Origin of the sequence: Bradyrhizobium sp., from assembly GCF_036735945.1 — a bacterium.
GTDB lineage: Bacteria > Pseudomonadota > Alphaproteobacteria > Rhizobiales > Xanthobacteraceae > Bradyrhizobium.
On the sequence record NZ_DAINNI010000007.1, the window covers coordinates 34,816 to 54,940 of the forward strand.

18 protein-coding genes and 1 pseudogene are annotated in these 20,125 nt (G+C 62.1%); 7 read left to right on the forward strand and 12 right to left on the reverse strand.

The window, feature by feature from the left end; genetic code table 11:
• Nucleotides 1-13 precede the first annotated feature (13 nt).
• From V7E26_RS04205 to V7E26_RS04215, 3 genes are read right to left on the reverse strand one after another with little or no spacing between them, the layout of a single operon-like run.
• Nucleotides 14-1,303, reverse strand: a complete 1,290-nt coding sequence (locus V7E26_RS04205; RefSeq protein WP_324413800.1) for a TRAP transporter large permease — start codon at nucleotides 1,301-1,303, stop codon at nucleotides 14-16.
• A complete protein-coding gene (locus V7E26_RS04210) occupies nucleotides 1,300-1,848 on the reverse strand; it encodes a TRAP transporter small permease (RefSeq protein WP_324413803.1) in 549 nt (182 codons plus the stop codon). The genes V7E26_RS04205 and V7E26_RS04210 overlap by 4 nt, the downstream gene beginning before the upstream one ends.
• Nucleotides 1,849-1,904: 56 nt before the next feature.
• Nucleotides 1,905-3,098, reverse strand: a complete 1,194-nt coding sequence (locus V7E26_RS04215; RefSeq protein WP_324413805.1) for a TRAP transporter substrate-binding protein — start codon at nucleotides 3,096-3,098, stop codon at nucleotides 1,905-1,907.
• A gap of 33 nt (nucleotides 3,099-3,131) precedes the next feature.
• Here V7E26_RS04215 and V7E26_RS04220 point away from each other — a divergent pair, with 33 nt between their 5' ends.
• Complete coding sequence (locus V7E26_RS04220) at nucleotides 3,132-4,364, forward strand: acetyl-CoA C-acetyltransferase (RefSeq protein ID WP_324413807.1); 1,233 nt, start codon at nucleotides 3,132-3,134, stop codon at nucleotides 4,362-4,364.
• A gap of 8 nt (nucleotides 4,365-4,372) precedes the next feature.
• Here the strand turns inward: V7E26_RS04220 and V7E26_RS04225 are convergent, their stop codons facing one another.
• The 7 genes from V7E26_RS04225 to V7E26_RS04255 form a co-directional block, all read right to left on the reverse strand.
• Nucleotides 4,373-5,965 carry an ATP-binding protein gene (locus V7E26_RS04225; protein ID WP_324413808.1) on the reverse strand — a complete coding sequence of 531 codons (1,593 nt, stop codon included), beginning with the start codon at nucleotides 5,963-5,965 and terminating at the stop codon, nucleotides 4,373-4,375.
• The gene (locus V7E26_RS04230) at nucleotides 5,962-6,666 is read right to left on the reverse strand and encodes a response regulator transcription factor (RefSeq protein WP_324413810.1); all 705 of its coding nucleotides are present in this window, start codon (nucleotides 6,664-6,666) and stop codon (nucleotides 5,962-5,964) included. Before V7E26_RS04230 ends, V7E26_RS04225 begins: the two co-directional genes overlap by 4 nt.
• Before the next feature lie 33 nt (nucleotides 6,667-6,699).
• Complete coding sequence (locus V7E26_RS04235) at nucleotides 6,700-7,728, reverse strand: DUF4153 domain-containing protein (RefSeq protein WP_324413914.1); 1,029 nt, start codon at nucleotides 7,726-7,728, stop codon at nucleotides 6,700-6,702.
• A 3-nt stretch (nucleotides 7,729-7,731) separates the two neighbouring features.
• Nucleotides 7,732-8,190 (reverse strand): hypothetical protein, encoded by a 459-nt coding sequence (locus V7E26_RS04240; RefSeq protein WP_324413812.1) that lies wholly within the window; start codon nucleotides 8,188-8,190, stop codon nucleotides 7,732-7,734.
• Between the two features lie 397 nt (nucleotides 8,191-8,587).
• Entirely contained in the window at nucleotides 8,588-9,775 is a 1,188-nt protein-coding gene (locus tag V7E26_RS04245; protein ID WP_324413813.1) for an OpgC domain-containing protein, read from the reverse strand.
• Between the two features lie 157 nt (nucleotides 9,776-9,932).
• A complete protein-coding gene (locus tag V7E26_RS04250; protein ID WP_324413916.1) occupies nucleotides 9,933-10,208 on the reverse strand; it encodes a hypothetical protein in 276 nt (91 codons plus the stop codon).
• Nucleotides 10,209-10,330: 122 nt separating this feature from the next.
• A complete protein-coding gene (locus V7E26_RS04255; RefSeq protein ID WP_324413815.1) occupies nucleotides 10,331-10,966 on the reverse strand; it encodes a S24 family peptidase in 636 nt (211 codons plus the stop codon).
• 128 nt (nucleotides 10,967-11,094) lie between these two features.
• Between V7E26_RS04255 and V7E26_RS04260 the strand changes: the two genes are divergently transcribed.
• Nucleotides 11,095-11,592, forward strand: coding sequence for a GcrA family cell cycle regulator (locus tag V7E26_RS04260; RefSeq protein WP_324413817.1), 498 nt, complete (start codon nucleotides 11,095-11,097; stop codon nucleotides 11,590-11,592).
• Between the two features lie 77 nt (nucleotides 11,593-11,669).
• A pseudogene (locus V7E26_RS04265) lies at nucleotides 11,670-12,268 on the forward strand (DUF6456 domain-containing protein).
• Here the strand turns inward: V7E26_RS04265 and bamA are convergent.
• Nucleotides 12,223-14,568, reverse strand: a complete 2,346-nt coding sequence (gene bamA, locus V7E26_RS04270) for an outer membrane protein assembly factor BamA (RefSeq protein ID WP_324413819.1) — start codon at nucleotides 14,566-14,568, stop codon at nucleotides 12,223-12,225. The pseudogene V7E26_RS04265 and the gene bamA sit on opposite strands and share 46 nt — an antisense overlap.
• 270 nt (nucleotides 14,569-14,838) lie before the next feature.
• On the opposite strand from bamA, the gene V7E26_RS04275 reads away from it, so the two are divergent.
• The gene (locus V7E26_RS04275; protein ID WP_324413918.1) at nucleotides 14,839-15,858 is read left to right on the forward strand and encodes a hypothetical protein; all 1,020 of its coding nucleotides are present in this window, start codon (nucleotides 14,839-14,841) and stop codon (nucleotides 15,856-15,858) included.
• A 21-nt stretch (nucleotides 15,859-15,879) separates the two neighbouring features.
• Here V7E26_RS04275 and V7E26_RS04280 read toward each other — a convergent pair whose 3' ends face one another.
• Nucleotides 15,880-17,436 carry a winged helix-turn-helix domain-containing tetratricopeptide repeat protein gene (locus V7E26_RS04280; RefSeq protein ID WP_324413821.1) on the reverse strand — a complete coding sequence of 519 codons (1,557 nt, stop codon included), beginning with the start codon at nucleotides 17,434-17,436 and terminating at the stop codon, nucleotides 15,880-15,882.
• A gap of 133 nt (nucleotides 17,437-17,569) precedes the next feature.
• Here V7E26_RS04280 and V7E26_RS04285 point away from each other — a divergent pair, with 133 nt between their 5' ends.
• The 3 genes from V7E26_RS04285 (at nucleotide 17,570) to V7E26_RS04295 (ending at nucleotide 20,073) form a co-directional block, all read left to right on the forward strand.
• Nucleotides 17,570-18,055 (forward strand): hypothetical protein, encoded by a 486-nt coding sequence (locus tag V7E26_RS04285; RefSeq protein WP_324413823.1) that lies wholly within the window; start codon nucleotides 17,570-17,572, stop codon nucleotides 18,053-18,055.
• A gap of 32 nt (nucleotides 18,056-18,087) precedes the next feature.
• On the forward strand, nucleotides 18,088-18,510 hold the full coding sequence (locus V7E26_RS04290; protein WP_324413825.1) for a GFA family protein: 423 nt from the start codon (nucleotides 18,088-18,090) through the stop codon (nucleotides 18,508-18,510).
• Between the two features lie 300 nt (nucleotides 18,511-18,810).
• Nucleotides 18,811-20,073: a CaiB/BaiF CoA transferase family protein gene (locus tag V7E26_RS04295; RefSeq protein ID WP_324413827.1), complete on the forward strand. Its 1,263-nt coding sequence runs from the start codon at nucleotides 18,811-18,813 to the stop codon at nucleotides 20,071-20,073.
• Nucleotides 20,074-20,125 lie beyond the last annotated feature (52 nt).

A 20,125-nucleotide genomic window follows, 5' to 3' on the forward strand; every position in this document is an offset into this window, starting at 1 on the left:
GCTTGTTGTTGTTTCAGTATCCCATCTTGATCGGCAGCCACAGAATGATCTGCGGCCAGATGACGAGGATGGCAATGGCGATCAGATGAGCCAAAAAATGCGGAAAGACGCCGTGGAACACTTCCGCCACCGGCCGTCCCGAATAACGGGCCACGACGAAGCAGTTCAATCCGACGGGCGGCGTGATCATGCCGACCTCGGCGGTGACGATCTTGATGACGCCGAACCACAGCGGATCGTAGCCGAGAGACTTGATCAGGGGCAGCACGATCGGAACCGTGAGCACCAGAATGGCGATCTGGTCCATGAAGGAGCCGAGCACGATGTAGCCGAACAGGATGATCGTCAGGACCACCCAGGGCGGTACCGGCAGGCTGCCCACCCAGGCCACCAGGTTTTGCGTCACCTGCGTCAGCGTGAAGAAATAGCCGAAGATCGAGGCGCCGAACAAGATCATCGCAATCATGCAGGTGCCGTGGGCCGAGCGCAGCAGCGCGCTGCGTAACGACTGCCAATTGATCTTGCCCTTCCAGAAAGCGAGGGCAAAGGCGCCGAAGGCGCCCAGCGCCGATGCTTCGGTCGGTGTAGCGACACCGGTGTAGATCACCCCGGTTACCATGCCGAACAGCAGCAGCATGGGCCCCACCACCCGCAGCATCCGGAATTTTTCGATCAGTGAGACGGGCGGCGCCGATGGTGCGCGCGACGGATCCTGCCAGGCGAGAAACCAGACGGTCGCCATGATGGTGATGGTCACGAGGATGCCGGGGATGACGCCGCCGATCAACAGCGCGCCGATATTCACCTCTGCCAGCAGACCATAAATGACGAGAGCGACCGATGGCGGGATCAGCATCGCCAGCGTGCCTGAAATTGCGACCACGCCGGCGGCCATTTTCGGCTCATAGCCCTGCTTCAGCATCGCGGGCAGGCTGGTGGCCGACAGGGTTGCGGCCGAGGCGGTGCTGGTGCCGCAGATCGCGCCGAAGCCGGCGCCAGCCAGCGCAGTCGCCATACCAAGGCCGCCGGGTATGCGGCCCACCCACGCGGCGGTCGCTTTGAACAAATCGTCCGCGATGCCGCTGACCAGTACGAACTCGGCCATCAGCAGGAACATCGGAATGGTGATCAGTTCGTAGGATGTCACTGCGGACAGCGGCGCCGTTTGCAGGATGCCGCTCAGCATCGGCATGCCGCCGACCAGATATAGCCCGAGCACGCCCGAGCCCGCCATCGCAAAGCCCACGGGGGTGCCGATCGCGAGCAGCACGAACAGCACGATCATCGCCAGCGTGAGAATCATTCGAAAGTCTCTCCGGCGGCGTGCGATGCAGGCAGGCCGATGAATGTCCGCCCGGTGACGAGCGAAAGCACGTGCGCAATCAGATGCAGCGCAAGGCGTATCGTGATCAAGCCGGATCCCAACGGCACCAGCCCGATCGAGGGCCACATCGGCCACGGTATTGCGCCGGCCATGACGTCAGCCGATTGGAAGCTGTCGACCGCGCGCAGGAAGCCGAGGTAGGCAATCAGCGAGAACACGATGATACCGACGATGCAGGTGACGATTTCCGACAGGCGGATCATGGACGGCGGAAATTTCTGCTGCAGGATATCGACGCTGACATGGGCGCGGCCGGTATAGGCTTCCGAAAGCACCAGGAAGAATACGCCCGCCATCAGGTAGATCGAGATCAGGTCGTAGGCCCAGGAGAACGGCCGATTGAAAACGTAACGCATGATGACGTCGCCGAACACGATCATCATGATGGCGAACATGAATCCGGCGGCGATGGTCGAGGCGATTTTTTCTACCTTGCCGACCGCCCGTAATATTCCGTCGAGCAAAATTTATCTCCCCAGAGTATCGATTTTGCCGGCCGCTGCTGTTCGGCATCTTGCGTTTATTGGGCGGGGATGGCCGCCACCGCGGCGTCGAACTCCTTGAGGGCATCGCTGCCCCGCTTGCCGCGTCCGTCCAGGCCCTCCGCCCACGCCTTGGCGACGCCCTTCATCAAGTCCTTGAACTTCGCGTTGACCTCGGGTCGTAGGGTCTCGAAACGAATGCCGGCGGTTTCGAGCGATTTCTTGGTCTCGTTATCTGCCTTTTGGACCTGCTGACACACGGCGGGGAGCATCTCTTCGGCGACATCGGTCATCGCCTTCTGGATGTCGGGCGAGAGCTTCTTCCAAACGTTGTCGCTGATCGAATACGAGACGATGAAGCTGCCGAAGCCGAGGCCGTCGGTGGAATATTTGACCAGCTTGTCGGCGCCGTAGGCGACGACGCTTTCGAGCGGGAACAGCAGGCCATCCATGGTGCCGCGCGAAAGCGATTCATAGGCGTCGGGTGCGGCCATGCGCACCGGAACTGCTCCGATCGCGCGCAGGGTGAGGTCCTGTGCGCCGCCGGTGGAACGCAACTTCAACCCGGTGACGTCGCTGACGTCCTTGACCGGCTGCTTGACGGTGAAAATGCGATATTGCGGCAGGCTCACGGCCAGCAGCAGGCGGATGTTGTTGGGGGTATAATCCTGCTGTGCGATGACGCCGTTCCGCGCCAGCTTCCAGTAGGCGAGGGTGCCCTGGCAGGAATGTTCGAAAGCCCCCGGAAGCATGGCTACCTCTGAGACGGGCATCTTGTCCGATGTGTAGCCCGGAGCGACGTAGCCGATGTCGGCGACGCCGGTCTGCGTGAGCTTCAGCATATCGGCGGCCTTGCCGAGCTGCTGCGCCGGGTAGTGATCGAACGCGACGGCGTTGTTGGTGCGCTTCTTGACCTCCTCCATCCAGGGCTCGAGGACAAGCTTGACGAGGTAATGACCTTTCGGAAAGGAGTCTGCGACCCTTAAACGAATGGGCTCGGCGGCCTGCGCCAGAACCACCGATGCAATCAAAAAGCCGGAACCGGCAAGCGCCCGCAGCACCGCGACCATATCTCCTCCCAGGGGACATGTTGTTGTTTTGGATAGCTGCGCATAAACGAAATTGATCGTCAAGGATGGCGCCCCGGATGCGAATATCGGCGGCCGCAATCGAAGAGCGTGCGGCCCCCGGTGTAGGGTCGGATGAATTGACTTTGGTGCCCGATCGGCCAAATGTGGTCAACGAATTCACGCGAGGAAAAGACCATGGTTGACGCGCTGATCATCGACGCATGCAGGACGCCGCGGGGCGTCGGCAAGGCCGGCAAGGGCGCCTTGTCGGGTATTCATCCTCAGCAGCTTGGCGCGACGGTTTTGCGCGCGCTGGCCGACCGCGCCGGCATCAATACCGCCGATGTCGACGACATCATCTGGGGCACCAGCTCGCAGCGCGGCCAGCAGAGCGGCGATCTCGGCCGGATGTCTGCGCTCGATGCCGGATATGACGTGCGCGCCAGCGGCGTGACGCTGGACCGGTTCTGCGGTTCGGGCATTACCAGCGTCAATATGGCGGCCAACGCCATCATGGCGGGTTCGGAAGATCTGGTGATCGCCGGCGGCACCGAGATGATGTCGATGGAGGGACGTCGCGGCGAGGGGCCGTTCATGATGGACAACGGCAATCTCCGCCTGCGTGCCCGGCATCCGCAATCGCATCAGGGCGTCTGCGCCGACGCGGTTGCGACGCTGGAAGGGATCACGCGGCAGGACGTCGATGATCTCGGCCTCGAGAGCCAGAAGCGCGCCGCGGCGGCCATCAAGGGCGGCCATTTCGACAAGAGCCTCGTGCCGGTCTATCGCGAGGACGGCAGCCTCGCGCTCGACCGCGAGGAATATCCGCGTCCGCAGACGACGCGCGAAGGGCTTGCCGGATTGAAGCCGGCGTTTCCGGCTATTGCGGACTATGCGCTTGACGACAAGGGCACCACCTACCGCAAACTGATTTTGGACAAGTATCCCGATCTCGACATCAACTTCGTGCACCACGCCGGCAATTCTTCCGGCGTGGTCGACGGCTCGGCGGCCGTTCTGCTGGCGTCGCCCAGCTACGCAAAGGCCCATGGCCTGAAGCCGCGGGCCCGCGTCGTCGCGATGGCGAATATGGGGGATTCGCCGACATTGATGCTGAACGCGCCGGTGCCGGCGGCCCGCAAGGTGCTGGCCAAGGCCGGCCTCACGATCGATGATATCGACCTGTTCGAGATCAACGAGGCTTTTGCGGTCGTCTCCGAAAAATTCATGCGCGATCTCAAGCTCGACCGCGACAAGGTCAACGTCAATGGCGGCTCGATCGCGCTCGGTCACCCCATCGGTGCCACCGGATCGATCCTGATCGGAACGGTGCTGGACGAACTGGAACGACGGGATCTCAAGCGAGGCCTGGTGACGATGTGCGCCGCCGGCGGCATGGCGCCGGCCATCATCATCGAGCGCGTCTGACGGCAGACTTAAGCAGCCGGAAACTGCAGTTCGAAGCTCACGCTGCTGCTGGTCGGCAACAGCCGGATCGATCCGCCGTGACTGGTCATCACGGCACGGACGATCGAAAGGCCCATCCCGGTGCCGCCGGTGTCGCGGCGCGTGGTGAAGAAGGCGTCGAAGATCTTTTCCCGGTTCAGCTCGGAGATCGGATCGCCGTCGTTGCTGACGGTCATCCTGACCGACGCCGGTTCAGCGACGGCGTCGAGCCGGACGTTCTTTGCATTGTGACGGATGGCGTTGTCGGTCAGGTGCGACAGGACGATCAGCGCCTTCTCGCCGGACATGCCAATCGAGCGGTCGAGACAGCCGGATGCCTCGATTGCGCGTGTCGGGAACCGGCTCTTTAATTCGCCAATCACCCGCGACAGTTCGGTTTGCTCGTTCTGGGGTACCGTTTCAGCGCGCGCCAGTTCGCGCAGCCGCTGGGTCATGGCCTCGAGGCGGCCGGTGTCACTCAGAATGTTGGAGATGAAATTCCGCTGCTCCATCCGTGTGAGGCTGTCGGACTTGCCTTGCACGGAATCCAGCAGCAGCTCGGCCGCGCCCTTGATCGACGTCAGCGGCGACTTCAGCTCATGGGTTAGGTGCGAGGAAAAGGTGGCGATGTAGTCCGATCGCCGCGACAATTGCTCGGCCATGTCGAGGAAGCTGTCGGACAATTGAGCGAACTCGCGCGTGCCGTAATGCGCCAGCGGCTGAAATGCTTCGCGATCGCCGCGTCCAATGCGCCTTGCGCGATCGACCAGTTCGCGCATCGGGCGGGTGATGGTTCGCGAGAAGATCAGGCCGATGACGACGGTCGCCAAAACGACCGTGAGGCCGGCCAGAATGAACTTGCGACGTTCCTGATAGAAGTGGTCGAAGATGTTGCTTGGCGTTCTCGACGTGTAGACGACACCCGCCACGCGGTTGTTGACGACGACGGGCATCGCCGAGAACACGTGCACGCCGACGCCGCGGCTGATTGAGTAGATCGGCGGCGGAGGCTTGTCGGGTTTGCGAATTCGCAACGCCGCCCGATACTGCCCGCGCAGCGCCGTCGCCACTTCCTCGATATGGGCGAGCGACTGGCCGACTTCGTCGCGGCCGGCGATGACGACCCCGTGGGGATCGAGGATACGGAAGCCGGCGAGCGTGACCTTCTGCGTTTCCAGGATGATCGGCATCAATCGCGAGCCGATCTCGATGTAGGCAGGCGATGCCGGTGCGTTTGCCGGGAGGGCATTCGGGCGTCGCCGGAGCAGATCGCCGCCTGCGGCAAGATCGAGCGCGGGACGGATCGGCGTCAGCTGATCGTCCCGATCAGGGCGCGCTTCGGGCGGAATTTCCGCGCCGAGCGCTATTCCAGTCGCCAGTTGCGCCTCGACTTCGCGCGCATAGACCGCGGCCAGCACGCGGCTTTGTGCGATCAGCTCAGCCTGGGTCTGATGGATGAGCTGATTGTCGTAGAGGCGGAAGAAGAACAGTCCGACCAGGGGCAGCGTTGCCACGGAGGCGAGCATGGCGAAAATCACCAGTCCCAGCGATGGTCGCCATTTCTGTCGTGCGCGCGAGGTCATGCCTGCGGCTCGCATCGACCGAGCTTGAAGCCGACGCCGTGAATGGTCTCGATGACGTTGTCGCAGTTCACGGCGGACAGCTTGGCGCGGATATTGCGGATATGGCTGTCGATGGTGCGATCCGACACCTGGATGTTGAGCTGATAGGCGGCGCCCATGATCTGATCGCGGTTGAACACGAAGGTCGGCCGGGTCAGAAAGGTGCGGAGGATTCCGAATTCGATCGCCGTCAATCGAAGTGGGGTGCCGGCGAATTCAGCGATATGCTGCTCGGGATCCACGGACAGCTTGCCTTGCGACAGCGCAGCCGTGGGCGCCGTGGCATCCGGGCCGCGCACGGCGATGCGTCGCAGGATGACGTTCACTCGTGCCACCAGTTCGCGCGGGCTGAACGGCTTCGTCACATAATCGTCGCCGCCAATCTCAAGCCCGAGGACGCGATCGATCTCGTCGTCGCGCGCGGAGAGAAAAAGGATCGGCACGCTGGAGGATTTTCGGATTTCCCGGCAGACGTCGAGGCCATCGAATTCGGGCATGCCGATGTCCAGAACGATCAGATCAGGCTTTTCCGCCGCGAAACGGATCAGCGCTTCCTTGCCGTCGCGCGCCTCGAAGACGGTCATTCCAGCCTTCTTCAGTGCAACGCGGATGACCTCGCGGATGTGAAGATCGTCGTCGACGATCAGAATGCGGTGCGTCAAACGTCTCTCCTGGCGCAACTGGTCTAGGTCGAATTAGCCTGCGGTCGAACTCTTCGATTGGGCGCCCATGGCGCGCCGGAGGCGCCAGCTCCGAAAACCCCAGGAGCGCCAGAAAGCGGTGTCTTTCACCTGCTGTTCTACAAGGCAACCACGGCGGGAAACAAGGGCGGGATCGAGCCCACGGAAGGCAATGGCCCGGTCGATCGCCGGCAGCGCCTGCGGCCCCAGCGAAAACAGGTAATCCATATCGATCGCCACTCCCTTGCCCGTGGCCTCGCGGCTGTGGCTGACATTGTAGTCGGCGATGACAGCGGCGAAGTTAACCAGCGAGCAAGCATAGAGCGTGGCCGTCAGGGTGATCAGGTTGGCACGGATCAGCCAGGCATTCGAGCGGTTGAGAGCGATGCGGCCGACAATGAGCACAAGGCCCAGCGCCACCAGGATCATCCAGATGAACGCGGCGACGCGCCACCAGGTCAGCAGGTAGATCTGAACGTAGAGGTCGAGCAGCAGGATCGATGAGATCACCAGCAGGACATTTTGCGCAACCCACAGATAGACCAGTGATCGGATCACCGGCGATTGGTCGGCCGGCCCGCCCGGCCTCATCGCGGCCAGGACGAAGCCTGCGGCCAGCAGCGCCGTGACGATGAGAGGATAGGCGCCGCGATGCGCATAGGAAGCGTAGCTGATATCGGTGGGCAGGGCCGCGTTGCCCCAGAGGTAGACCGCATCGAGGATGGTCTGGACGGCGAACAACAGGTTGAACAGGATCAGCAAGCGCAGGATCGTTGCCGCGCCGAAAAAGTTGCTCTGGCCCGACGGCATCGTCTGCATCAGTGCCGCCGCTGTAACGATATATGCCGGCATCTCTCGCCTGCCGCTCCACCGGACGTGGATAAAGGGCCATACGACTGATAGCGCCGCGGCCCATAACAGTACGCGTCCGAGGCTGATATGAGAGGCCGTGTTGCCCGGGTTGAGCAGGCTGACCCATTTTTCGAGCAACGGGTTGGCCGATACCAGCAGGAACACGAAGACGCCGCCGAGAGCGATTGGAATGAATCACACGACAAATCCGGTCTTCAGTGCGGGCAGGTTGAATGTGCCGATGACGTCGCGAAAGAATCTGAACGGGCCGACCAGATAGAGGTCGCACAACGCGGCGGCGCGCTCGCCGAGACGATGCCGATCGTGATTTGTCGTCAGCAGCAGGCCGACGCCGAGTCCCAGAACCATGAAGGCCAGAGACGCCGCGTTGAACTCCTCAATGGCAGGAACTAGCCCGGCGACCACGAGGGTCGCTGCCAGGAGCATTCGGCTTCTGTTCAACGTTGCGAAATTGGCGACGAGTGATCCTAGAACCAGTGCGAGGGCAAAGGCGACTGCGGAAATCCCGATCTGGTGACCATAGAACAACCAGTCGGCCAATCCCGCCAAGGCAAAGGCAATCGCGGGTTTGGCCGGCAGCGGAATCGTATGGGAAGAGCCCGCGTCGGTTGCCGGCGTGGTGAGGTCGGTCATTCTTGCGCCACCTGTGCGGAGAGGGAGGTTGTGAACCAGCGCAGCGGTGGGGCGCTCGCATAGCCACCACCCGTCGTTTGCCAGTCTTGTTGGAATAGACATTCGATGATCATTGCTGCTTATACGCGGCGAACTATCCGGCCCTGTTGTGCAGTTGATTGGACTGCTCTCTGCAGGAGTTCAGGATTTTCATGCAGTTTCCGTGCAGCCTCCGCCGCTAACGATGCTCGGCGCATGGCGCAAGCAACGCGTTCTGCAGGCCGATGCGACCTTGGCGCGAAGCCTTGGACGGCACTTCATCGTCGGATACTCGTCATTCCCGGAGGTGAGACGCGGCTGAAAGCGGCATTCCCGGTCGACTGAGACAGCGGTCGGAGGAGAAGAAAGCCGACGCGAACTATTTCGCGAACCGGCTCTGCTCCGGCAATCCGGTTATCGCGGGGGTCTGGAAAGCGGGCTTTTGATCCTGCCGTTTGGACCAGGACACATAGTAGGCGACGGCCGTCATGATCGAAATTCCGGCGATGCTGACCAGCACATGCATGATGAGCGCATCAGCTCCGGTGATCAGGACGAGGTGTCCCGCGAAGGAAAGAAACACGCCGGCGCAGAACACGGCGAGCCACTCCTGGCCGCATCTGATGATGGGTTGCAATGCCGGCCATTGGAAGCCGGACCAGTCTCGCGGCACCAGATAGGCAAACAGGAAGGCCAGCGCGAGAAAATGAAGCACCCGGTATGGAGCGAGGTTTTCCCTGTGACCGGGAGGAAAGAGATCGAGCAGCAGGTCCGGAACGATGCCGGCTTGTGGAAATTTACCCGCCACCGTCATGGCCAGCGCAAACAGCAGATAGAGCCACGCCAGGGCGCGCAGGACCGTGAATTCCTGAAGGGTACGCAAGGCGCGGAGTTGAGTAGCGCCGCTCAACGCCAGCCAGGCGCCGAGCACGAACAGAAGCTGCCAGCAGAACGGGTTGAGATACCACTTTCCATCCGGAAACGAGGACAGATTCCAGTCGAAATGACGTGCGGCGACATAGAGCGCGGTCGAGGCCGCCATCGTGACGTTCGGCCGGCGCACCATGCCGAACAGGACAAGCGGAAAGGCTGCAATCAGCACGATGAACAGCTGCAGTACTTCGAGGTTCAGCGGCTTGGCCTGCAGCAGCAGACCGTGAATCAGGGTCCGGATCGTGTGGTCGACGATCCCCGCGACGTTGAAATCGCCGATCAGTTGGGATGCACGAGATTTGCGTGCGACATAGCCGATCAGATCGATGTAGATCACGAACAGAACGATATAGGCGGCGTAAAGCTGCCACAGCCGCTTGAAAATACGGGTTGCCGTCACGACGAACCCGCGCTCCAGCATCATCCGTCCATAGAGAATCGCGGCGGTATAGCCGCCGATGAACAGGAACAGGTCGACGGCCCCGCTGAATCCAAAATTGCGCATGGTCAGCAGGCCGACCGCATTGTGCGGGACGTGATCCAGGAAAAGAAACCAGGCCGCGATACCGAGCAGGAAGCAGAGTCGGAGGTCGCCGTCCCGCGCGGCGAGTTCGGCGTTCATAGACGGATGCATTGGGAGGTTAGAACTTTGCATTTCGGAGGAATCGAATCGCGACAATATCGCGCTTTGCTCGCACCGCCGGAATAGACTTTGCGTGAACAACAGGTAGTCAGGCCGCCGGCTGTTGCAGCCGTGCATCAATCACAATGTTTTGAGAAGTGCGAGGTGCCTATACTCGCTCGTGCTTGCGCAGGTCGCGAACGTGATCGAACTGGCTGGCTTGCAGATCGGCGGCGGTTGTGCCGATGACAGGCAGCGCGGCCTCGTCGAGGATCTCGGCAGTGACGTCCTCGACCGAGCAATCTGCAATTTCGTGGATGAAGCTGATGTTTCTGTATTCACCGGAGGCGACGCGCGAGATGACCTCGCGCCGTGTGACTTCCGGATCGACGATGGCCTCGCGGCCGCGGCGACCGTAGTCGATCATCACAACGAAATACTGCATGCTGGCAATATGTCCCCATTCCGCGAGTCGCAACCGACGACGCGCAGTATTTCCGAAAATCGGAAACAAGTCAAGTTCAAATTCGGAAAAGCAGAATTGGTGTCAAGCTCCGCGAAGCTCCCCTATCTGTCCGATCCGCGGCTCGCCGCCCGGGCCGCCTTGCGCGCACGGGCCGCGGACTTGTTGCGCAACCGCTCGATCTGGCCCCTGGGCAGGGTGACGCAGATCTCGCCGATCCATTCCAGCTTTACGCCGGTGATCGGCTTGGCGTTGAAGCTCTTGAGATTGACCACGCTCGGCGTTTTTCCGCGCTCGATCGTCTTGAGATAGCGCTCGCCGGTCTTCAGGCGGACGGCGGCTTCCTCGCCGTAGAAGCTTTCCAGCGAGTGACGTTGCTTGCGATAGACCACGATAATGTCGCCGTTCTCGTATTTCGGCAGCATGGAATCGCCCGATACCTCGAAGGCGATGGTTTCCTCGGCAATCGGGAAGGGCAGTTCGACCTCGCCCAGGCCTTCCGGCGGCACCTGCTCGAGCTCCGGCTCGATCGATGCGCCGGCGCCGACCCGGCCCATGATCGGCACCGAGTTGAGCTCGAGATACTCGATGATGGGTGTGATTTCCGAGGCCTTGATCAACCGAATCCCCGACAGGATTTCGGAGACCGCGCCGGGCCGAACGCCCATCGCGGCCGCCAGTCCGCCCTTGGTCTTGCCCGGCCTTTCCAGGCCCCGTTCGATCAGTCGCACGTCCAGCATGGCCGAATCCTTTCCGAATTTCGAAAACGTAACCTTCCGATTATCAGAAATCAAGCTTGACTTTTGCTTCGGAATATCAGAAATTAAGTCCCGACGTCGGGCGGCGCTCACAATAGCAAGGAATAACAATGGAACTGTCGAACTGGGCGCCCGAGCACTCGGACGCGCTGCGGGAGCTTGTTGCCAAAGGGCTGAGCTACGCGGAGGCAGCGTACGCCATCAATGCACGATTCAACACCGCTTACACGCGTAACGCCGCCCTCGGACGCGCTCGGCGCCTGGGACTGGCCGATCCACAGCCACGCTCGACGGTCGCCAAGCCCGCAGGGGTGCTTGACATCGCGGCGCATCCCGCCGTCGAGGCCAGGACGCTCGCGCTTCCCTGGCCAGTGCCGGTGTTCAAGCCGACCAAGCCGGTCAAGCTGCGATGTGTTGAAATCGAACCGCGCCATCTTTCTCTGGTCGAGCTGCAGCAGGGTGATTGTCACTATCCCTATGGCGGCGATGAAGAGGGTGAGGCGATCACCTTCTGTGGCCATCCCTGCCGGGCAGGTTCGAGCTATTGCGCGCCGCATTTTCATTTGTGCCGCGACCCGATCGTGCCGCCGGAACCAACCTGGCTGTGATGGCGGCGATGGCTTGAATAACGTCCCTGTGACCTCTGCCCGACACCAGATCCCGCTGCCTTCAAGGAGACCGTCAGATGCCGAAAGCCAGACGCCGAAAGCCCTATGATCCCGTCAGTGCACATGATCGGAGGTCAGCGACCTGCCGCGCAACGCCGAAGTCGCAACCGTCGAGGTCGACAATCCCTTCGCGCTGGACCCGGGCGACAAGATCGTCGCCTTGCGATCAATCCGCAACGATCCGCTTGGCCGGCTGCATTCCCATCGCCAGATCGATGAGGCGCAATTTCAGGCGGGACGCGCGTTTCAGAGCGATTGGGAGAAGGCGGAGCGCGGACCGCGCGCGGTCGATCCTGGCAGGGAATATGTCGACGGCGGGCAGGGGCGCGAGCCGATCACCGAAAGTCAGCGCAAGGCCGTGCTGCGGTTGAACCGGGCCGAACGCGAGCTTGGCGCGGACGGTTCGGCGCTGGTGCACGACGTCCTGGTCCAGGGCATGACAATGGAGCAGGTCGGGCAGCGGAGAGGGCTGTGCACGCAGCGATGGCACGACTATTTTTCAAGACGGTTGCGCGAGTGCCTGGATCGGCTGGCGCTGCTGTATGGGTTCGCGACGGCGCACCCAACTCGTCAAAACCCTCCGGCGCTGAACCGCAGCGGCTGCACCACGTCATAGGCCGCCTTGGTCAGCGGTACGGCGTAGTCGACGGTCAATGCGCCGAACGGCGAGGCCCAGGTCAGGCCCGCGCCGACCGACGAGCGAACGACCGTCTTGTTGGCGACCTGTAGCCCTGCGGTCGACCCGCTGTAGCGGAATACGGTGCCGGCATCGACAAAGGCGGTAGCCCGGAGCCCGTATTCGTTGGGTACGCCGGGGATGGCGCTCTGCAGTTCGGCGGTCGTGGCCCAGTAGGCGCTGCCGCCGACATTATCCATCGTGGTGCCCGCCGTCAGGTCGCGAGGACCAAATCCGTTGGGGGCAAAGCCGCGCACCATGGTCGGGCCGCCGAAGAAATTGTTCATCAGCGGCACCTGCTGGCCGCCCCAGCCGGTGACGTAGCCGCCCTGGGCGCGAACCATGCCGACCAGATCGCTGTTGATCGACTTGTAGTAACGGACGTCTTCCGTGGTCTTCAGGAACTTCACGTCGCCGCCGAGCCCGGCCAGATCCTGGCTGAGCTGCGACCTGATTCCGCTGGTCGGGCTCGTCGGATTGTCCAACGTGCTGTAGGTGGTCGTGCTGCCGGGAGCGGAGACCCAGGTCGGACCGGCTGCGGCCGCCTGCCGGACGGCCAGCGATGGTATCAGGCCAGCATTGTTCGGTGTGAGCGTGATGTTCTGATTGAAGATCGAGTAGCGCCATTGCACGCCGATTTCCTCGGTGATAGGCGTACCGAGCTGCAGTCTCGCTCCATAGGTGGTGCTGCCATAGGATTGATACGTGCTGGCGTCGGTTTGCCGGCCGAACAGTTCGATTCCGGCCGCGACTTTGGTGCCGAGGAAATAGGGTTCTGATGCAGCCAAGTTAACCCCACGCGCAAATTGGCCGTAGGTAAAGGTGGCCTGGACGTTCTTGCCCGTGCCGTAGAAATTGCGCTCGCCCACTTTGACTTCGACCAGTGCGCCGTCGACGGTCGAGTAGCCGCCGGCGACGTTGAAATCGCCCGTCGCCTGGTCGACCGCCTCGACATCGAGGATGACATGATCCGGCGCGGATCCCGGCCTGTTCGATATCTTCACCGTCTTGAAGTAGTTCAAATTCTTCAGGCGCCGCTCGGCGCGGTCGATCAGCGTCTTGTTGTAGGGATCGCCTTCCGCAATGTCGAATTCGCGCCGGATCACGTAGTCGCGGGTGCGCGTATTGCCGTGAATTTCGATCCGCTCGACATAGGCGCGTGGTCCCTCGTCGATCACGAAGGCGACATCGATGCGCTGCGTCGTCGCATCGCGGGTGAGGCGAGGGGTTGCCTGCGCAAAGGGATAGCCGAGCTTCGCCATTTCGATTGCCAACAGCTCGGTCGACTTGTCCAGGGCGTTGCCGTCGAACGCCGCACCCACACGGGCGGTAGGGAAGGCACGAAGCCTGTCGCAATCCATACCCGCGATGTTGCAGGTGACGCCGACGTCGTGGAAGTGATAGAGCTGGCCCTCCTCGATCGTGAAGGTCAGCGTGAAATCCCTTGTCGCGGGATCGTACTCGGCCTTTGCCGGTGAGACATTGACGTCGGCGTAGCCCCTGCTGCGGTAGTAAAGCCGAATCTGTTCCTGATCTTGCGCGACGCGGTCCGGATCGTAGACGTTACCGCCGGTCAGGAAGCTGAGCATATGGATGGCGGACGTCTTGATGACGGCGCGGAGCTGGCGGTCGCCGAAGGCCTTGTTGCCGATGAAATTGATCTGCCGTACCGGGGTCTTTGCTCCCTCGTTGATGGCGTAGACGAGGTCGACCCGGCCATTGCCGCGGTCGATGATTTGCGGGTCGACGCGGACATCGGCGCGGCCCGTGCGTCGATACGCCTCGATGATACGGCCGACGTCGCTCTGCACGGTGGCGCGTTGCAATGAGCCGCGCGGTTTGGATTCGATGGCCGCGGCGAGGTCGGCGTCCTTGACCTTTTTGTTGCCTTCGAATGCGACGCGGTCAAGCACGGGCGCCTCCGACAGGTGCACGATTACCCGCTCGCCGATCCGTTCGATGGAAACCTTTTCGAACAGGCGCGTTGCGATCAGCGCCTTCAACGCGGCGTCACGTGCGGCCTCATCGAAACGCCCGTCGGCGGAGGGATGAAAATGGGAGCGGATGGTCTCGACGTCGATGCGGCGATTGCCTTCGACAATGATCGATCCTTGCAGTGGTGACGCGGGCTCGGCGACGGCTGGTGTCGCGAGCATGAAGCCGACAGCGGCGGCAAACCGGCAAGCGGCCGCACGCGATCCCAGCGACCGGTTGCGATGCGTGATGCGCCTGATCTCCACGTCCCTGCAGGGCTCCAGTTGATCGAGTAGGATCGAATTGCCGGCGCGGGGCGAAAGAATGTCTTGGATAAGGTGAGTTGCGGGCGGGTCTGGTTTCGAATGCCGCAATTCGGGCGTTTTCCATTAAGGTCGGTTTTCTCAGAATTGTCGCAATGAACGCTTCATGCTTCGCCATCGAGAGAGCCTGGACGCTCGCGCAGGAACCCGCGCAAGCGTTGCTCGCAGGAGCATCACATGCGTTATGCAGCTTTCGTCGTTGTTGCCGCGCTCATGCTGATTCAGCCCGCGTATGCCGGGCCGACGCCGGAGGTCGATCCGAGTGCCTCGCTCGGCGTGGTTCGGCGATGGATCTACAACTACCGCGCCAAGCCGGATTACACCCATGTCGCGGCAGCCGTGCGTGTGCTGTTTCATTCGCAGACGTTCAAGGAGCCTGAGAACGCCGGAATCTATCTCGGCTTCATCGCCGGAGCGATCGGCTCAAATCCGGCCAAGGCCGAACAACTCGTAGCCAGCTTCTTTCCGGTACGCCCCGAGGACGAATGGGTGATCATCCGCGCCATCGCCTATTCAGGGCTGCCCGACTGGAGAAACGTTCTGCGCCGGGTCGCGCCGCGGATGCCGGGCCGGCGGGTCATGATCGACGCCTACCTGGCCGGCAAGCTGCCGACCCTGACCGACATTCCGCTGGAGGAAGCGAAGCCCGGCATGATGGACAAGCTGCGCGGCGCCTTCGCCAGGAATCCATTCGCCAAGGAGGAGCGCAAGCTGAACACGACGCTCACCTTTGCGAGCAACCAGGACCTGCTCGACACATTGTGGGGTTACTATTTTGCGACCGGCTCGCATGCGCCGATCCAGCGCATCGTTCAGATGCTGCCATGGAGCAAGAGCCGCGATACCGTCGACAAGCTCACGGTCGGAAACATGGCGCGCTATACGCTCGCGAGCTACGCGATCCGCGACGCCGGTCTGCGCGAATATCTCCGCAGCGAACTCGCCACGCAGCCGGCGGCGGTGAAAGCACCGCTCGCGGAAGTGGTCGAGGCGGCGGATACGGTGCAGATCGCAGCGCTTCGCAAGGACGCGCTGGCCGCCGTGGATGAACTCAAGACCAAGGGCTCCGACAGCCGTCGCGACCTCAGCTTCTGGGGGCAGGTCGGCGTCGGCGCCGTCGCGCTCGGCTGTGTCTCGGCCGCAGCGCTGGGCCAGGTCGCGGTCGGCATTCCCTGCGTGATCGGCGGTTCGGCCTCTCAAGGGCTGCTGTCATTCTGGGAGAGGCAGCAGTAATCCGCGACCAGCCGCTGCGTCTCACTCCAGCCCGGCGCGGCGAAAGCCTTCAAGATAATGTTCGCGATCGGCGTCGTATTTCCAGGGTAACTGCGTTGCGATCCATGCAAGCGAAATGTTGGGCTGGGTCCGGCGCAATTCCTGCAGCGAGGATCGGGCGAGTTCGATCTGGCCGGTCATGCCGGCTGCAACCGTCAGCACGCGGTAGGCACCGGTGAGGTCGCCACGCTGGCGGGTCGCCTCGCGCGCCAGGGCAATCGCTTCATCATAGTTTCTCCCGACGAACTGGGCATAGGCGGCAACGCCGTAGTAGATCGCGGAGGAGGGGTCGCGCGGGCTTTGGCGGATCGCGCGTTGCGTCGCCGCGTATGCGTCGATCCACCGTCCGGTGTACGACAGCGCGAGGGCATAGTATCCCTGCGCCAGCGAGAAGTTCGGGTTGAGCTGCAGCGCCAATTCGAACTCGGCCAGCGAATGATCGAGCCGGCGCGTGGAGAAATAGACGCTGCCGAGGGCGGTATGCGCCCAGGCATCCTCACTGTCGGCGGCGATCGCCGCCAGCGCCGCCTCCTCGGCGGCAGGCGCTGCGGTTGCAAGATCGGTCCAGCCCAGATGCACGCCGAACATGCGGTTGGTCGCGAACAGGGCCAGCGCCTGGCCGTAATGCGGATCGATCGAGATGGCGCGTTGCAGCAGTTCTTGCGCGGTGAGGCTGTCGGTCCGCGTCACGCGCCAGTGATGCGACAATGCCCGCATCACCAGATCCCATGCGTCGATGTTGTTGGGCGGCTTGCGCCGGCTGCGAAAGTTCTCCGCCGCGTAGATCTGCGGTTCGATCGCTGCGACGATCGCATCCGTGATCTCATCCTGTACGGCGAAGATGTCGGTGAGCTCTCGGTCATAGTGCTCAGCCCAGATGTGACTGCCGGTCGAGGTGTCGTTGAGCTGGGCCGTGATGCGTACCCGATCGCCGCTTCTTCGGACGCTGCCTTCGAGCACGTAACGCACCCCGAGTTCGGCCGAGACCTGCCTGATGTGGACCGGCTTGCCCTTGTAAGTGAACGACGAGTTGCGCGCGATCACGAAGAACCAGCGCAGCTTCGACAGCGCCGTGATGATGTCCTCGCTGATGCCGTCGGAGAAATATTCCTGCTCGCGATCGCCGCTCATATTGTCGAAGGGCAGTACGGCTATTGCCGGCCGATCGGGCAACGCTAGCGGCGAGAGCGGTTGCTCCCTTCCTGCCGGCGATGCGACCTTTGCATCACAGTGGCCATTCACCGTGCCGACGAAGCGGAGCCCCTTGCGCGGAATGGTGCGGATCAGACGCTGGTCCTTGCCATTGTCGCCGATCGCGCTTCGGGCGGCATTGATGCGGCTGTCGAGGGTCGAGTCCGAGACGATCCGTCCTCCCCAAACCAGCGCAAGGAGGTCGTCGCGGCTGACCACGCGATCGCTGTATTTTAGCAGATGGACCAGCAGATCGAAGACCTGTGGCTGCATCGCCACCAGGTCGTTGCCCCGGCGGAGTTCGCGTCGATCGGTGTCCAATATGTGATTGTCGAAATTGAATTTCACGTGTGCTTTCTCAAGAAACAATCAAGTCCGTCTGAAGAAGAGCTGAAGCAGAAGGCAAAGTCCTGTGGACGCTCTTCGTGCATCGTTTCAAGGCCGGCAGCGGCAATTCCATCTGCCGTAACAGAGCGATTTCATGACGGAGACCCAAACCATCCACCCGGCGATTCCGGGTAATTGGATACTAGCATTCACTGCATTTCTGTTTGGGGGTGTGGCCTATCTCACATTTCTGTTCACGATTCTGTACGCCATCGGATTTGTGTCCGGACTGGCCGTCCCGAAGACGATCGATACCGGCCCGGAAACCGGCTGGTTCGAGGCAATTGCGGTTGATCTCATTCTGATTTCGTTATGCGTAGTCCAACATAGCGCCGTGGCGCGGAAACCGTTCAAACACTGGTGGACGCAGTTTATTCCGCGATCTGTCGGGCGCAGCACGGCATTCTGGGCGGCGCCGGTGATGAGCGCCGGGCATCTGCTGTTTGCGGCGGTGACCACCGCTTGCATCTTCGTCGGCATCAAGCTCGAGGAGCGAGACCTGATTGACATGTCAGGTGATCGATATCACCGTCACCGGGAGCGCGTCTCGATGCTGTCCCCCTGGCACAAACTGACCTGATCGATTTTCGATCGCATGGAGGAGAAAGAACTATGAAGCATACTGGAAGCTGTTTTTGCGGCGCGGTCGAGATCCAGGTCACTGGAGAGCCGGAAGGAATGGGCTACTGCCATTGCCGTTCCTGCCGCTCTTGGTCCGGCGGACCGGTGAACGCATTCACCCTGTGGAAGCCGGAAGCCGTCGAGGTCACGTCGGGATCGCAACATGTTTCGACGTTCGCGAAGACGGCGATGAGCGAACGCAAATACTGCGCGAAATGCGGCGGTCATCTGATGACCAACCACCCGACGCTGGGATTGGTCGATGTCTTCTCCGCGACACTTCCAACGCTCACCTTCAAGCCTGGCGTGCATGTCAACTACGCCGAGACCGTTTTGCCCATGCGGGATGGGCTGCCCAAGCTGAAGGATTTTCCTGCCGAGCTTGGCGGTTCCGGTGAAATGATTTCCGAGTAAGCCAGGCAGGTTTCGCCGAACTGACGGTGTTGCGAACGCCGTTGGCGGCGTCTGCCGATCCGGAATGCGCCGCTCGACTCCCGGACCGGACCGGGAGACGGGCGGCGCCGTTGCATATGCCCCCGCGATCCGGTTCAGGCCTGGGGTGGAGCGGTTCGGCCTTGAAGAGCTATGTCAGCCGCAGGTCCGGCCCTGCAAAATCGGGGTTTGGTGTTCCCCATCCGGTTCCGGTAAGAAAGCCTTGAAGTCATGGCGAAAACCTCCATTTCGTCAGGCAAAATAACAAGGGAAGCGCCGGAAATGACCGTCAGACCGCAATTGCCGGAGCGAACGCCGCGAGCCAAGGGCGAACCCACTGCGCTGGACGGTCTGCTGGTCGTCGACTTCACCCGGGTCGTAGCCGGCCCGGCCTGCACGCAAACGCTGGCGGATTTCGGCGCCGAGGTCATCAAGATCGAAAACCCCGACGGCGGCGACGACACCCGCCACTATGAACATGCGGAAATCGGGGGCGAGAGCGCGGCCTTTCTCAGCCTCAACCGCAACAAGCGCGGTATCGCGCTCGACTTCAACAATCCGGCGGCGCTCGAAGTCGCCCGCGAACTGATCGCGAAGGCGGACGTCGTCGTGGAGAATTTCTCCGGCGGCGTGATGAAGAAGTTCGGCCTCGACTACGCCTCCGTCGCGCCGACCAACCCGCGGCTGATCTATTGCTCGATCTCGGCCTATGGCCGCAAGGGCGAGTTCGCGCTGCGTCCGGGTTTCGATCCGATCACGCAGGCCGAGAGCGGTTTCATGTCGTTGAACGGGTTTGCCGATGGAGAGCCGGTGCGGACCGGCCCGCCGATCGTCGACATGGCCACGGGCATGTCGGCGTGCAATGCGATCCTGCTGGCGCTGATCGCGCGCGACCGGCTTGGCCGCGGCCAGCAGGTCGAGGTCGCGCTGATCGACACCGCCGTTTCGATGACCGGATTCTACGGCATGGCCTATCTGGTCAGCGGCGCGAACCCGGGACGTTTCGGGAATTCGCCGAACGGCTCGCCCACCGTCGGCCTCTATCAGGCGTCCGATGGGCCGCTCTACATGGCCTGCGCCAATGATCGTCTGTACCGCCGGCTGGTGGTCGACGTGCTCGAACGACCGGACCTCGTCACCGATCCACGGTTCGCGCATCGAAAGGACCGGACCGCCAACAAGGAAAAATTGCGCGCCATCATCGCCGGCGTCTTTGCCAGCGATCGTCTCGAGCACTGGATAGCGAAGATGAAGAAGGCCAACATCCCGGTTGGCTATCTGCGTACCGTGGAGGAAGGCTTCAATGCGCCGGAAGTGCGCGACCGCCATCGCCTCAGCCGGATTCCGCATCCTACCGCGGGCACCGTCCCGAATATTGAAACCCCGTTGCATATGAGCCTGACGCCGACCATCGATCCGGTGGCGGCGCCGCTGCTCGGCCAGCACACGCGGGAGGTGCTCCAAAAGACGCTCGGCTACGACGAGAAGCGGCTCGCCGATCTCGCAGAGGCGGGGGCTTTCGGGAAGGTGGGCAATACGGGCTGACGGTGGCCCGACGCATCCCGCCAACGAATGACATCCCTGCGTTTACGCCACG